The sequence below is a fragment of the Rouxiella sp. Mn2063 genome (assembly GCF_049319665.1).
Classification (GTDB): domain Bacteria; phylum Pseudomonadota; class Gammaproteobacteria; order Enterobacterales; family Enterobacteriaceae; genus JBMOUD01.
The window spans coordinates 100,475-114,671 of sequence record NZ_JBMOUD010000006.1 but is presented as its reverse complement, the minus strand read 5'-3'; the positions used below and the strand labels follow the sequence as shown (position 1 = coordinate 114,671).

At 49.1% G+C, this 14,197-nt stretch carries 10 protein-coding genes; 6 read left to right on the top strand and 4 right to left on the bottom strand.

What is annotated here, in order from left to right:
* Nucleotides 1–319 precede the first annotated feature (319 nt).
* Entirely contained in the window at nucleotides 320–2,230 is a 1,911-nt protein-coding gene (locus tag ACL9RG_RS11255) for an NAD(P)-binding protein (RefSeq protein ID WP_422792705.1), read from the top strand.
* On the top strand, nucleotides 2,227–3,417 hold the full coding sequence (locus ACL9RG_RS11250) for a c-type cytochrome (RefSeq protein ID WP_422792704.1): 1,191 nt from the start codon (nucleotides 2,227–2,229) through the stop codon (nucleotides 3,415–3,417). Before ACL9RG_RS11255 ends, ACL9RG_RS11250 begins: the two co-directional genes overlap by 4 nt.
* 83 nt (nucleotides 3,418–3,500) lie before the next feature.
* On the opposite strand, the gene ACL9RG_RS11245 is transcribed toward ACL9RG_RS11250, so the two are convergent.
* Nucleotides 3,501–5,000 (bottom strand): PLP-dependent aminotransferase family protein, encoded by a 1,500-nt coding sequence (locus ACL9RG_RS11245; RefSeq protein ID WP_422792703.1) that lies wholly within the window; start codon nucleotides 4,998–5,000, stop codon nucleotides 3,501–3,503.
* 111 nt (nucleotides 5,001–5,111) lie between these two features.
* On the opposite strand from ACL9RG_RS11245, the gene ACL9RG_RS11240 reads away from it, so the two are divergent.
* A complete protein-coding gene (locus ACL9RG_RS11240; RefSeq protein ID WP_422792702.1) occupies nucleotides 5,112–6,395 on the top strand; it encodes a 4-aminobutyrate--2-oxoglutarate transaminase in 1,284 nt (427 codons plus the stop codon).
* 87 nt (nucleotides 6,396–6,482) lie between these two features.
* Nucleotides 6,483–7,715 carry an aromatic amino acid transport family protein gene (locus tag ACL9RG_RS11235; protein WP_422792701.1) on the top strand — a complete coding sequence of 411 codons (1,233 nt, stop codon included), beginning with the start codon at nucleotides 6,483–6,485 and terminating at the stop codon, nucleotides 7,713–7,715.
* Between the two features lie 37 nt (nucleotides 7,716–7,752).
* Here ACL9RG_RS11235 and ACL9RG_RS11230 read toward each other — a convergent pair whose 3' ends face one another.
* From ACL9RG_RS11230 to ACL9RG_RS11220, 3 genes are all read right to left on the bottom strand, one after another.
* Nucleotides 7,753–8,058, bottom strand: coding sequence for a DUF1496 domain-containing protein (locus ACL9RG_RS11230; RefSeq protein ID WP_422792700.1), 306 nt, complete (start codon nucleotides 8,056–8,058; stop codon nucleotides 7,753–7,755).
* Nucleotides 8,048–9,985 carry a DNA topoisomerase III gene (locus tag ACL9RG_RS11225; protein ID WP_422792699.1) on the bottom strand — a complete coding sequence of 646 codons (1,938 nt, stop codon included), beginning with the start codon at nucleotides 9,983–9,985 and terminating at the stop codon, nucleotides 8,048–8,050. Before ACL9RG_RS11225 ends, ACL9RG_RS11230 begins: the two co-directional genes overlap by 11 nt.
* A gap of 332 nt (nucleotides 9,986–10,317) precedes the next feature.
* A complete protein-coding gene (locus tag ACL9RG_RS11220) occupies nucleotides 10,318–10,869 on the bottom strand; it encodes an NAD(P)H nitroreductase (protein WP_422792698.1) in 552 nt (183 codons plus the stop codon).
* 182 nt (nucleotides 10,870–11,051) lie between these two features.
* Here ACL9RG_RS11220 and sppA point away from each other — a divergent pair, with 182 nt between their 5' ends.
* Together sppA and ansA are read left to right on the top strand one after the other, a co-directional pair.
* Nucleotides 11,052–12,908: a signal peptide peptidase SppA gene (gene sppA, locus ACL9RG_RS11215; protein WP_422792697.1), complete on the top strand. Its 1,857-nt coding sequence runs from the start codon at nucleotides 11,052–11,054 to the stop codon at nucleotides 12,906–12,908.
* A 151-nt stretch (nucleotides 12,909–13,059) separates the two neighbouring features.
* A complete protein-coding gene (ansA, locus tag ACL9RG_RS11210) occupies nucleotides 13,060–14,070 on the top strand; it encodes an asparaginase (RefSeq protein ID WP_422792696.1) in 1,011 nt (336 codons plus the stop codon).
* Nucleotides 14,071–14,197 lie beyond the last annotated feature (127 nt).

The following is a 14,197-nucleotide window of genomic DNA, read 5'->3' as shown; positions in this document are numbered from 1 at the left end:
ACTCCCTCTCCGCCAAACGCATCACACAAAGCCTAGGGTTATTCCCCTACTCGCTAAGATAAGCTATCATTTAACAGAATGCGGCCAAAAAGATAACAAAACCGTATCCTGGCTAACAATGGGAATCTTACGGAGATAGATAATTTTATTAGTGTTAAATAAAGAAAACTAATGGATTTATGACTATCGCATAAACAAGCCTTATTCGGACTACACAGCATACATCCGAAGCATTCAGAAAACTTTATAATCCATAAGCAGCAAACATGTTTTCTTTTTAATCATGACTGCTGCGAAATAATTAAAACACTAGGTAATTATGAACATAACCCGTAGAGATTTTATCAATGGTGTCGCCATCACCGTTGTTGCTGGCATGACGCCATTTCAAATACTGAAAGCTGCGCCCAATGTGGCACAACAAACCCTGTATTACCCTCCCGAATTAACCGGATTGCGGGGTAATCACGATGGTTCTTTTGAAGGTGCTCATGCTATTGCTCGTAGCGGCAAACAGTATGATTACGCTAGCGTGCCAGTCATCGAAGAGTATGACCTGGTGATTGTTGGGGCCGGTATTAGCGGCCTGTCAGCGGCACACTTTTACCGTAAGCAGATGGGCGAGGATAAAAAAATCCTGCTCATTGATAACCACGACGACTTCGGTGGCCATGCTAAACGCAACGAATTTACTACCCCGGATGGCATGCTACTCGGTTACGGTGGCAGCGAGTCATTACAGTCGCCTAAATCTATTTACAGTAAAGTTGCGAAGAGCGTATTAGCGGACCTCGCCGTCGATGTCGATAAGCTCGGCTCAGGCTTTCAGCGTACCTTCTATCCCGATCTGGGGCTAAGCCGCGGTGTCTACTTTGATAGCGAGAACTTCGGCGTGAATAAAATCGTTGCCGGCGATCCTGGCCGTAACGTTGCTGATGATATTCCACCGGACCGCCTGAATGGCCGCAGCTACGCTGAATTTATTGGCGATTTCCCTCTGCCAGAAGCCGACCGTAAGGCGCTGATCGTACTGCACGAGGAAACGGTAGATTATCTGGCCGGAATGTCGCAGAGCGAGAAAGTTGAATACCTTGGCTCGCACAGCTATACGCAATTCTTGCGTGATAAAGTCAAACTCAGCCCGCTGGCGATTAAATTCTTCCAGCAAAGAACCAATGACTTCCAGGCGGTCGGCATTGATGCTACCTCGTGTTCGGATGCGCGGTTATGTGCGTTACCGGGTTTTGCTGCCTTAGGGTTGCCGCCGCTTGAAGCCGACGAACAGGCTGAACTTGATGACCCGTACATCTATCACTTCCCCGATGGCAACGCCAGTTTGGCACGCCTGTTAGTTCGCCGTTTGATCCCTGACGTGGCACCTGGTCATGACATGGAAGATATTGTGAAAGCCAAGTTTGACTATGCACAACTCGACAAACCAGGTGCGAATACTCGCCTGCGCCTTAATGCTATCGGGCTGCATGTCGAGAATATTGCCGATAACCAGGCAGACGTTACCTATCTACATAAAAACCAAGATTTGCAAAAAGTCAGAGCCAAGAAAGTGATTATGGCTGGCTATAATATGCTGATCCCTTATGTGGTTCCTTCATTACCGGAAGCGCAAAAGGATGCTCTGCGAGAAAACGTTAAAGCACCGCTGGTTTACACCAAAGTAGTGATCCGCAACTGGCAACCTTTCGTCAAGCTGGGCGTGCATGAAATCTATTCCCCCGCTGCGCCTTATAGCCGCGTAAAATTAGACTACCCGGTGAGCATGGGCGGTTATGAGCATCCGAAAACCCCAGATGCGCCAATGTGCCTGCATATGGTTTACGTTCCCACTATGCCAGGCAGCACGCTGTCCGCACGCGAGCAATCGCGCATAGGACGTGCGACATTATTGGCAATGCCGTTCTCCGAACATGAGAAAATGATCCGCAAGCAGCTGCAAGGCATGTTTGGCGAAGCGGGCTTTGATCATGAAAAAGATATTCTGGCGATCACCGTCAACCGCTGGGCTCATGGCTACTCTTACACCGTCAACTCGCTATTCGATAACGAAGACGAATCAGAGAAAATCATCAAGACCGCCCGCCAGCCGTTTGGCAATATTCATATTGCTAACTCCGACTCTGACTGGAGCCCTTATGCGCATTCGGCGATGGACCAAGGCTGGCGTGCTGTACAAGAAATTACTCAATCTGGCGTACAAGGAGGTGAAGCATGAAAAAGTCGCTGTTAGCCTTGTTGCTGCTAAGTACATTACCCGCACATGCCAAAATCGCGGATATCTCTCGCGGAGAATATCTGGCACGTGCTGGAGATTGTACCGCCTGCCATACATCGTCCAACGATAAGCCCTTCGCGGGGGGTAAAGCCATCGAAACACCGATTGGCGTAATTTACTCGACCAATATTACGCCGGACGTTAAGTCTGGTATTGGTGAATATAGTTTTAGCGACTTTGATACCGCGATGCGTGAAGGTAAAGCTAAAGATGGACATAACCTTTACCCGGCGATGCCTTATTCCTCTTTCGCCAAGCTCAGTGATGAAGATATGCACGCGCTGTACGATTATTTCATGCAGGGCGTTCTGCCGCAGGACGTGGGAAATCGTAACAGCGATATCCCTTGGCCACTGAACATCCGCTGGCCTCTCGCCGTCTGGCAGACACTGTTCCATGAGGATAAGAAGTTTGTCCCAGATGCTGGACACGACGCGCAGTGGAATCGCGGAGCGTATTTAGTGCAGGGATTAGGACACTGTGGCGCTTGTCATACGCCGCGCGGCTTGGCCTTGCAAGAAAAAGGGCTGACTCAGGATTCAGCTGATTATTTATCTGGTTCTGAGATTGGTGGCTGGTATGCACCTAATATCCGCGGATCGCAAAGAGATGAAGCGACGTTAGTTGCGTTGCTTAAGACCGGGCAAAGTGTGCATAAATCCTTTGCCGGCCCGATGGCTGAGGTAGTCACGAATAGCACGCAGTACCTTTCAGATGAAGATCTGCAAAGTATCGCCGTCTATCTAAAATCGCTATCAGCCCCCGTTGCCACAGCAGAAAAAACGGCGGCGGTAAGCGTTAATACCTCGGCAGAGAAGCTCTATAAGACTTATTGCTCGACCTGTCATGGCGTAAATGGTCAGGGACATGATTACGTTATCCCGGCGCTGGCCGGTAACGGGCTGGTCACCATTGATAATCCGATTAACCTGATTAACGTCATTTCAATGGGTGCCGAAACGCCGCGTACCGAAGGCAACTTATCTTATAAGATGCCTGGCTATAAAGGCGTATTAGACAACCAGCAAATGGCTGATGTATTGACCTATATCCGCGGCTCATGGGGCAATCAGGCGGCGGCGGTTTCCGCCTCTGACGTTAGCAAAGTCACTAAAGATAAAAAATAATCCTTCTAATAACCCACTTATCTCAGATTGAGATAAGTGGCGCTGGCCCCATTTCGCCTTGGCGGTATGGGGCTTTTTTTATGTTATTTATCGATACTTACGCCTGCATCAAGCAAACAATTACGCAGTGTGCACAGCGCATCGAACATTGCCTTTTCTTCCACGCAGGCAAAGCCCAGTATTAACCCTCGCTGTGGCTGCTGCTGCGTTTGCCAATAATAGGGAGACAAGGCCCGCACCTTAACACCGCGTTTAACCGCTTGTGAGGCAATGGCAAGGTCATCACAAGATTGCGGCAGTTTTACCACCAGGTGCAAACCGGCATCTTGATTAAATTCATGCAAAAAATGCTCGCCCAGATAACGTTTAATCAGATCAACCAAGAAAGCGTGTCGTCGGCCATAAAGCAGTCTCATCCGCCGGATATGGGCCGCGTAATGCCCCTGAATAATAAACTCGGCCAATGTCCGTTGTACCAACAAATGTCCGCTGCGATACAACTCTGCCGCCGCCGCTCGTAATGGCCCAATTAATGTTTTGGGCACGACCATGTAGCCAATACGCAAACCAGGATATAGCGTTTTACTGAACGTACCGATATAGACAACCGGCGCATCGGCTTCTAGCCCTTGTAACGAAGGAAACGGTTGGCCAGAAAATCGAAACTCATTGTCGTAATCATCTTCCACGATCACGCTTTGATAACGTCGAGCCATCTCTAATAATTGCCGGCGGCGAGCAAGACTCAAGTGAGAGCCGAGCGGATATTGATGCGAGGGCGTTACCATAATAATTCGCGGCGGTGCCTTCTCGACATCAGGATCGGGGTTCATTCCTTCGTGATCAACCGGCATCGAAATCACATCAAGCCCATTAATGCGCATGATATTACGAATCCCCCAATAGCAGGGGTCTTCAATCCATGCCCTATCGCCGATGTCACACAGCATACGTGAGACCAGATCGACTGCCTGATGAACCCCTTCAGTAATCAGGATTTGCTCAGCATCGCAACGTACCGAGCGAGTTTCTCGTAAATAGTCAGCCAAAGTAGTGCGTAATACCTCACAGCCGCCTTGGTTGTCATAAATAAGGCGCTCATGATCGGGAGCACGGCTAAATTTTGCATAAAGGCGACTAAACAGCGCGTGGGGGAATTGGGTGACATCCGGTACGCCTGGCACAAATGCTCCCCATTGATGCGGTGACACTCCCGCGGCATTGAGCAAATCAACACCCCTTCGTGACAACGTCACATTTTTAACATCATCGCCCTGCTCGTTGAACGGCATTTTAGCTGCATTCAGGTAGCTTTCTGGCAAGGTTGCAGCTACTCGCGTGCCGCTGCCAATACGCGCACTGACATAGCCTTCGGCCAGTAAATGTTCATAGGCATTGATCACTGTATTGCGTGACACACTCAATTCTTGAGCTAAATCTCGCGTTGCGGGTAGACGACTGTTCGGTAACCAAACGCCCTCAACAATGGCTGCCCGTAAACAAATAAATAGCCGATGGTGCAATGCGCCTTCAGTTTCGCACTGTAGACGTTGCAAAAGATGATCTGCATGCAAAGTTCGCAATTGGTTCCCTCCGTTGACTGATAAATGGCTCTCGTCAAGCCTTTCCACTAGCAGGTAAATAAACGTCAGTATGTGAATTTTGTAAATTACTTGTTATCAAGAGGTGAGGCAATGGAAGACAAAAATGCAGCATTAGGTATGCGTAAACAGCAGGCAACCCCACGTGGTATTGGTGTTATGTGTGATTGGTTCGCTGAACATGCCGATAACGCCACGCTATGGGATGTCGAAGGACGAGAGTTTATCGATTTTGCCGGCGGGATCGCCGTACTTAATACCGGCCATCGCCATAAAAAAGTAATTGCCGCAATAGCTCGCCAGTTAGATAAGTTCACCCACACCGCTTATCAAATCGTGCCTTACGAGAGCTATGTCCATCTGGCCGAGCGTATCAATGACCGAGTGCCTATTCCGGGCGCAGTAAAAACCGCATTTTTTAGTACCGGAGCCGAAGCGCTAGAAAATGCGGTTAAAATTGCCCGCGCCAGCACCGGCCGTCATGGCATTATTACCTTTGGCGGCGCGTTCCATGGGCGCACTTATATGACGATGGCAATGACTGGAAAAACCAGCCCTTATAAGAACAAATTCGGCCCAATGCCCGCGTCGGTGTTTCATGCCCGTTATCCCAATACCTTACACGGCGTCAGTGTCGATGATGCCATGCAAAGCCTGGAGGCGGTGTTTGCCCAAGACATTGCCGCGCAAGATGTCGCCGCCATTGTGTTAGAGCCTATTCAAGGCGAAGGTGGCTTTAATATTGCACCCGCCGATTTTATGCAACGTCTGCGCGAATGTTGTGATCAACACAAAATTCTGCTGATTGCCGATGAGGTGCAATGTGGTTTTGCCCGTACCGGCAAACTGTTTGCCATGGAGCACTATGCCGCCAAGGCGGATTTAATCACCATGGCAAAAAGCCTGGCAGCAGGCTTACCGCTGTCGGCTGTCGCTGGCCGAGCCCAAATCATGGATGCTCCAGAACCCGGGGGATTGGGAGGCACCTATGCAGGTAATCCTTTGGCTATTGCCGCCGCCCATGCGGTGTTAGATATCATTGACGAAGAGCAGCTATGCCAACGTGCGATCAAGCTTGGCGATAAATTGGCCGATACTTTACGGCAAAGCAGTAAAAATCAGCCAGCGATTGCCGAAATACGCGCTCGTGGTTCGATGATCGCCGTCGAGTTCTGCGATCCCAACACTAAACGACCAGACGCCTGCATGACTCGTGACGTGCAACAATACGCGATGAAACATGGCCTGTTACTGCTTATTTGTGGACAACACAGTAACGTTATCCGCTTCCTTTATCCGTTAACTATCCCCGATGACCAATTCCAGCGCGCACTCAATATTCTACAACAAGCAATAGAAGCCCACACGGCGGCATAAAACAGCTGAGTGACACTTGTGATAACCCAATCCCATTTCTCGGGTTATCACGCTCTATCTCAAAAACGTCGTATTGTAGGAGCCGTCATGTCATCACCCCTTATTATCAGTAATGCAGAGCATGCGCGAACGACAGAAAAATCACTGAGCTTTATTGAAGGCGTTGCCATGATTGTCGGTACCAATATTGGTGCCGGAGCCTTGTCGATTGCCTATGCCTCACGCCAGGCTGGTTTTATGCCATTGCTCTTTTGGCTGGTCGTGGTGTGTATTTTTACCACCTTCACCATGTTGTATGTTGCCGAATCAACGCTGCGTACCCGAGCGCAGCTGCAACTGAGCGGTTTAACTTTGCGCTACGTCGGTAAATTTGGGTCGTGGCTGATGTTTGCCAGCGTCTGCGTCAATTCCCTCGGCGCGTTAACAGCCTATATGAGCGGCAGCGGCAAGCTGTTGCAATCGTTGCTAGGGCTTTCCCCGTCGATGGGTAGCCTGGTGTTTTTTGTGCCCGCCGCTGGGGTGTTATGGTTCGGTTTGAAGATGATAGGCCGCAGTGAAAAACTTATTTGTATCTGCATGATATTGATGGTGCTGATTTTATTTATCGCCACCTTTATGCAGCAACAAACCGATCTAACACATTTACTGGCTGGCAATTGGATCTATATGGCGCCGGTGTTCAACGTGGTGGTTTTTTGCTTCTCAGCGCAATACATCGTACCGGAGATGGCCCGTGGTTTTAGTGATAAACCCGCCATGCTGCCCAAAGCGATTGTGACTGGAATGGTGATAACGCTATTACTATTGGCCGCGATCCCTATTTCGGTCATTGCGTTGAGTGGGTTGGATAATATTTCTGAGGTTGCCACTTTAAGTTGGGGCCAGGCACTGGGGGAATGGGCTTTCTTTTCTGCCAATATTTTTGCCTTGTTTGCCATGCTCACATCTTACTGGGGATTGGGCGGTAGCCTGCTGACCAATATAGGCGACCGCTTTCGCTGGGATGTCGACAACGTTGCGCGGCGTCGGTTGTATGCCATATTACTGGTGGTCATCCCACCTTTTGTACTGGCCTATAGCGGGTTAATTTCGTTTGTGAATGCCCTGTATATTCCCGGCGTTTTCAGCGGCGTCGTGCTCTCTATCATGCCGATGTTTATTCTAAAAGGCGCACGACGCAGCGGTGACCAACAGACTCTTTGGCAATGTAGCGCGGCAATTACGCATCCGCTGGTAAAAGGGATGATCGTTTTGATTTATCTGGCAAGCGTTGTCTACGCCATGATGTCGTTATTTGATGTACTGCCGGTTGGGTGGTAATAAACGACCAAGTGACACTGTCACTTGGTCCGTCCGATTATTTATCTAAACGCTGCCAGTGTAAATCATCGCCGCCGGTACTGAGCACATTGGGATCGCGTACGCATTGCAATACCACATTTTTTACCGTGACGACTGCACCTTCGGAATAATTCTGGTCATTATAAATACAGCAGCGATGGCATGGCGGCGCAGCATTGCGGCTGGCGTTACCTGCATCCCAAACTTCCGCGGGTAATTGCACGGCAACGTCAGGGCGATACCCCTGCTGTGCGGCTAATGCCGGAACTGCCGCGCTGAGTGAAGCCACTAACAACAAGGTAAACATACGTTTATTCATCATTTTGTTTCGTATCCTTCACTTTTGACGAGGGTTTACGGCGCTTATTTGGCGCCGCTGTTTTCGGTTTTGCCGAGAGACTGCGAAACGCAGGCGACACACGATTACGCTTGGCCTGAACGATCAAGTCTTGCAATGTCATCTCCAGAGGCTGCATAAAATCCTGATAGCGACAGTTTTTCTCGCTGATACGGGTCAAAGTTGATTCCCAGTCAGCGGTCATATCCGGGCGGGCAGCAATATCCGGTAGCGAGTGAATCAAGGCTCTGCCTGTCTCGCTCGAATGGATATAACGCCCCTTTTTATATAAGAACTCGCGTCGGAACAGTAATTCAATAATCCCAGCACGCGTAGCCTCAGTCCCTAAACCATCGGTCGCACGCAGGATTTTCTTTAGGGCTTTATCTTGCACAAAACGCGCAATACCGGTCATCGCTGATAATAGCGTAGCATCGGTAAACGGACGCGGCGGTTGCGTCTGGCGTTCAACCACTTCCCCCCGCTCACAAAGTAATTCATCCCCTTTGGCAACAACCGGCAGCGGTGTTCCTTCGTTCTCTTCATCGCGCTCTTTGCTGCCAAGCAAAGTACGCCATCCCGCATCGGCCAGAAAACGTGCCTTGGCTATAAACTTACCGCCTGCGATATCTAAATCAATCACACATTTGCGGAATACGGCATCGGGACAGAACTGCATTAAATATTGGCGGGCAATTAGGCCAAAAATCTTACTTTCATCGTGCGTAAGATTAACTTTGCTGCTGCGCGCGGTAGGAATAATTGCGTGGTGTGCATCGACCTTTTTATCATCCCAGCAACGATTTCGGCGATCGCTGTCAACCACCGGTTGTGGCAATAGATCTGGTTGGTGGATGGAAATCGCGTTTAATACCGCGTGACGCCCGGCAAAATGCTCTTCCGGCAGATATCGACAATCCGAACGCGGATAGGTGATTAATTTGTGGGTTTCATACAAACGCTGGCAGATATCCAGAATTTGCTGAGCGCTCAGGCCAAAGGCCTTTGCGCCTTCAATTTGCAATGCAGAAAGCGAAAATGGCAGCGGTGCGGTATCTGGCTCGCGTTTATCATTATAACCGGTAACAATCGCCGGCTGTCCGCCGATACGCGTCACCACATGATCGGCCAATGGACGATGTAATAAACGCCCTTCTTCATCCTGATAAGGTTCGCAAGATTCACTCGGCTGCCAAATGGCCACAAAACGCTCGTCAGCAGGCGTCACGATATGAGCACGAACTTCAAAGAAATCTTTCGGGACGAAATTTTCAATGTCTTCATCACGCCGAACGACCAGACCTAATACCGGCGTTTGTACACGCCCAACCGACAAGACGCCGTTATAGCCGGCATTGCGACCTAAAATGGTATAAGCACGGGTCATATTGATGCCATATAACCAGTCAGCGCGAGCCCGGGCCAATGCGGATACACATAGCGGAATAAAATCACGGTTTGAGCGCAGGCGCTCTACCGCACGTTCCACCGCCTGCGGGTTAAGGTCATTAATCAGACAGCGCTGAACGTTTTGCCGTTTTTCCGCGGTGAGTTCAAGATAATCCAGTACTTCATCCACCAGCAACTGTCCTTCACGATCGGGGTCACCGGCGTGGATCACTTGGCTGGCATCTTGTAATAATGTTTTGATGACATTGAGCTGTTTGCTGACCGAAGGCCTTGGCAGCAAACGCCATTTATCAGGGATGATGGGTAAGTCTTCTAGAGACCAGCGGGCAAAGCGACTGTCATAAGCATCAGGTTGTGCCTGTTCCAATAGGTGGCCAACACACCAGGTGACAACATCATTATTTCCACAAGCGATATAGCCATCTCCACGACGATGCGGCTTGGGCAAAACATCGGCAATCGCACGGGCAAGACTGGGTTTTTCGGCAATAAACAAGCGCATTAGGCCAGGCTCTCAGCTAACAGAATAGAGTCGGTGAAGTGTTCAGAGTTTATTGCTATCAATGTGTTTCCCTTCTGATATGACATGGAACTCTATCTGCACATCTGGCAGACAGTTCGGCAGGTCGCCTATGTTAGCGGTTGAGAACGCAATTGGTAAGTCAGGAAACGCGCGTAATGATCACGCCCGCTCACAAAAACAACGAAACAATGCGTTATCAGAATATTTCCCGCAGAATTTTAACCTGCAACAAACAATTCAGGCAGCCAAATGGCTGCCTGATAATCGAACGACTTATATTATGATCGATAGTTAATCATTAATAATGTCGATTAAAAATAGCTGACAAACGCCGAACTATCTACCGATGTCACCTGCGCGCTGGCTTTTAATTGCGGAGTGCCTAAATAGAGGAAACCTACGATTTTATCTTTCTCGCCACAGCCTAACGCTTCACGGACAATCGCGTGATCGGTCCAAGCGCCGGTGCGCCAAATACCGTTGAATCCTTGCGCCAGTGCTGCCATCTGCATAGCATGCACGGCACAACCTGCGGAGATCACTTGCTCCCACTCAGGAACCTTTGCGCTCTCTTTACAAGCAGCAATAATGGTGATGATTTGCGGCGCACGGAAAGGAGCCTGAGTGGCTTTTTCAATGGCCTGCTCATCCATTCCATCGGCTTCGGCCGCTGCTTTTAATACATGGCTAAAGCGTTGCAAACCGTCGTTTTCAGCAATAATAAAGCGCCAAGGTTGGAGTGCACCATGATCAGGAGCACGCATTCCAGCATTGATAATATTTTGCAGTGCAACACCGGCAGGCGCTGGTGCCGCAAGGCGAGAAGCAGAACGGCGGTTTAACAGTAGGTCCAGGGCTTGCATGTCTCTCTCCTGATAATGAATTTTGTTAATAATGAATCTCATTACGCTTAAGTTAACATACATTAGGCCGACGTTGCTAACGACTACCTAAACGTCTGCTAAATCCTGACATGATTTAAAGCTGACTTTTTAGCTATAGGTCATTAGGATAACCAGACTTTATCTCTCTTCATGGAGTGAACATGCATACATTATGGCGAATTATCGCCGGTTTTTTTAAGTGGACCTGGCGTCTGCTTAACTTTGTAAGAGAATTTATCCTCAATCTGTTTCTTATTCTGCTTATTCTGCTGGGCGTAGGTTTGTACTTCGGTTTGCAGTCTAAACCTGCCGATACGCCAACTAAAGGTGCGCTGTTAGTCAATCTCAGCGGTTCTGTAGTCGATAAACCCTCTGTGAACAATAAAATGCGCCAATTTGGGCGTGAATTATTGGGCACATCAAGCAACCGTCTGCAAGAGAATTCCCTGTTTGACTTGGTCGACACTATTCGCCAGGCAAAAGATGATAAGAACATCACCGGTATGGTGCTGTCTTTGAGTGACTTCACGGGTACCGATCAGGCTTCGCTGCAATATATTGGCAAAGCCCTGCGTGAATTCCGTGACTCGGGTAAACCAATCTATGCCGTTGGCGACAGCTATAACCAGACGCAATACTATCTGGCCAGCTTCGCGAACAAAATCTACCTGTCGCCGCAGGGTATGGTCGACTTGCATGGTTTTGCGACCAACACGCTGTATTACAAAAGCTTGCTCGATAAGCTCAAAGTCACGACCAATATTTTCCGTGTAGGCACGTATAAATCCGCCGTTGAGCCATTAATGCGCGATGATATGTCGCCTGCCGCTCGTGATGCCGATAGCCGTTGGGTTGGTGCGCTATGGAGTAATTATCTCAATACCGTCTCTGCTAACCGCCAACTGACACCAGAGCAACTATTCCCAGGTGCGACAGCAATGCTTACAGCATTGCAGCAAGTGGGCGGCAATACCGCAGAATATGCGCTGAAGAACAAATTAGTTGATGCGCTAACGTCTCGTGGTGAAGCTGAGCAAGATATGGTGAAAGCCTTTGGCTGGAACAAACAAGACAAAGATTTCAACTACACCAGCATCTACGATTATGCACCTGCGCCGAAGCCAGATAGCAAAGATCCACAGATTGCGGTTATCTTCGCTAATGGTGCGATTATCGACGGTCAAGAGCAGCCAGGTGATGTTGGCGGCGATACAACCGCGGACCAAATTCGCCAGGCGCGTTTAGATCCGAAAATCAAAGCGATTGTCTTCCGCGTTAACAGCCCAGGCGGCAGCGTGAGTGCTTCAGAAGTTATTCGCTCTGAACTTGCCGCGGCGAGAGCTGCAGGAAAACCTGTGGTGGTATCGATGGGTGGCATGGCGGCTTCAGGCGGCTATTGGATCTCAACCCCAGCCAATTACATCATTGCCAGCCCAAGTACCCTCACCGGCTCAATCGGTATCTTTGGCGTGATCAATACCTATCAGGACACATTGGGTCAGTTCGGCGTACATACTGATGGCGTTGCAACCTCCCCGTTGGCTGATATTGCTGTTACCAAAGCTTTACCACCAGAGTTCTCGCAGATGATGCAGATGAACATCGAGAACGGTTATAAAACCTTCCTTGATTTGGTGGCCAAATCACGCAATAAAACGCCTGAACAAATCGACCAGATTGCTCAAGGACATGTATGGATTGGTACCGATGCGAAAAACAACGGATTGGTCGATCAGTTAGGTGACTTTGACGATGCTGTTAAAAAAGCCGCTGAGCTGGCGAAATTGCCAAAATGGAAGCTGAACTGGTTTACCAGCCAGCCAAGCCTGACTGATCTTATCTTCTCTCAGGTTAATGCTTCGGTTTATGCGATGTTGCCTGCCGTTGCACAAGCTTATCTGCCAGCGCCAGTCGCACAAGTTGCACTGCAAATGCGTTCACAAGCCGACCTGTTCAATAACATGAACGATCCGCAAAATCGCTATGCGTTGTGCCTGACCTGCGGTGAAGTAAAATAATCACTGTCAGTAAATAGCGAAATATCGGAAATGGCTCCTGCAAAGGGGCCATTTTTTTGTGGCTTCAAGTATGACAACTATACCTCTATAATTCCCCCACCTGGCCTGTCTGGCTATTGAACTTAAGAACAACAATTTAAGAATATTATTAATGAATAAGAAATCTATTTACGTTGCTTACACCGGCGGTACTATCGGTATGCAGCGTTCTGAACAGGGCTATATCCCTGTCTCTGGTCACCTACAACGTCAACTGGCGCTGATGCCTGAATTCCATCGCCCAGAAATGCCTGATTTTACCATCAAAGAATATGCCCCCCTGATGGACTCATCTGATATGACGCCAGAAGATTGGCAGCATATCGCTGATGATATTAAAGCCCATTATGACCAATATGACGGCTTCGTCATTTTGCACGGCACCGATACCATGGCGTTTACCGCTTCTGCGCTCTCTTTCATGCTGGAGAATCTCGGCAAGCCGGTAATAGTGACAGGGTCACAAATTCCGCTCGAAGCGTTGCGATCCGATGGGCAAATCAACCTGCTCAATTCGCTATATATCGCCGCCAACCACCCGGTAAATGAAGTAACGCTGTTCTTTAATAACCGTTTATATCGCGGCAATCGAACCACCAAAGCACACGCAGATGGCTTTGATGCTTTCGCCTCACCAAACCTGACGCCATTGCTCGAAGCCGGTATCCATATTCGCCGTTTAGCAACGCCGTCACTGCCTGCACCAACGGCAGAATTAGTGGTGCATAACATCACCCCGCAGCCCATTGGCGTAGTAACGATTTATCCGGGGATTTCCGCCGAAGTGGTACGTAACTATCTGCTTACACCAGTAAAAGCATTGATTTTACGCTCTTATGGTGTAGGCAATGCGCCACAAAAAGGCGATTTACTTGCCGAGCTAAAACTGGCCAGCGAGCGTGGTATTGTGGTGGTCAATCTGACACAGTGTATCTCTGGTCGCGTGGATATGGGTGGCTATGCAACAGGTAATGCCCTTGCCCATTCAGGCGTAATCAGTGGCTTTGATATGACAGTGGAAGCGGCGCTAACCAAATTGCATTACCTGTTAAGCCAGTCACTATCTGCAGAAGAGATCCGCCACCTGATGCAACAAGACTTGCGCGGTGAGTTAACAGAATAGCTAAAACATTTCGCCTAAATAATTGGGGCTGTATCAAGACGGCAAGTGAACAAGTCTCGATGAGCTTACTCAAGTAAGTGATTCGGGCGAGTGAACGCAGCCAACACAGAGACAGCCCCAAGTATGA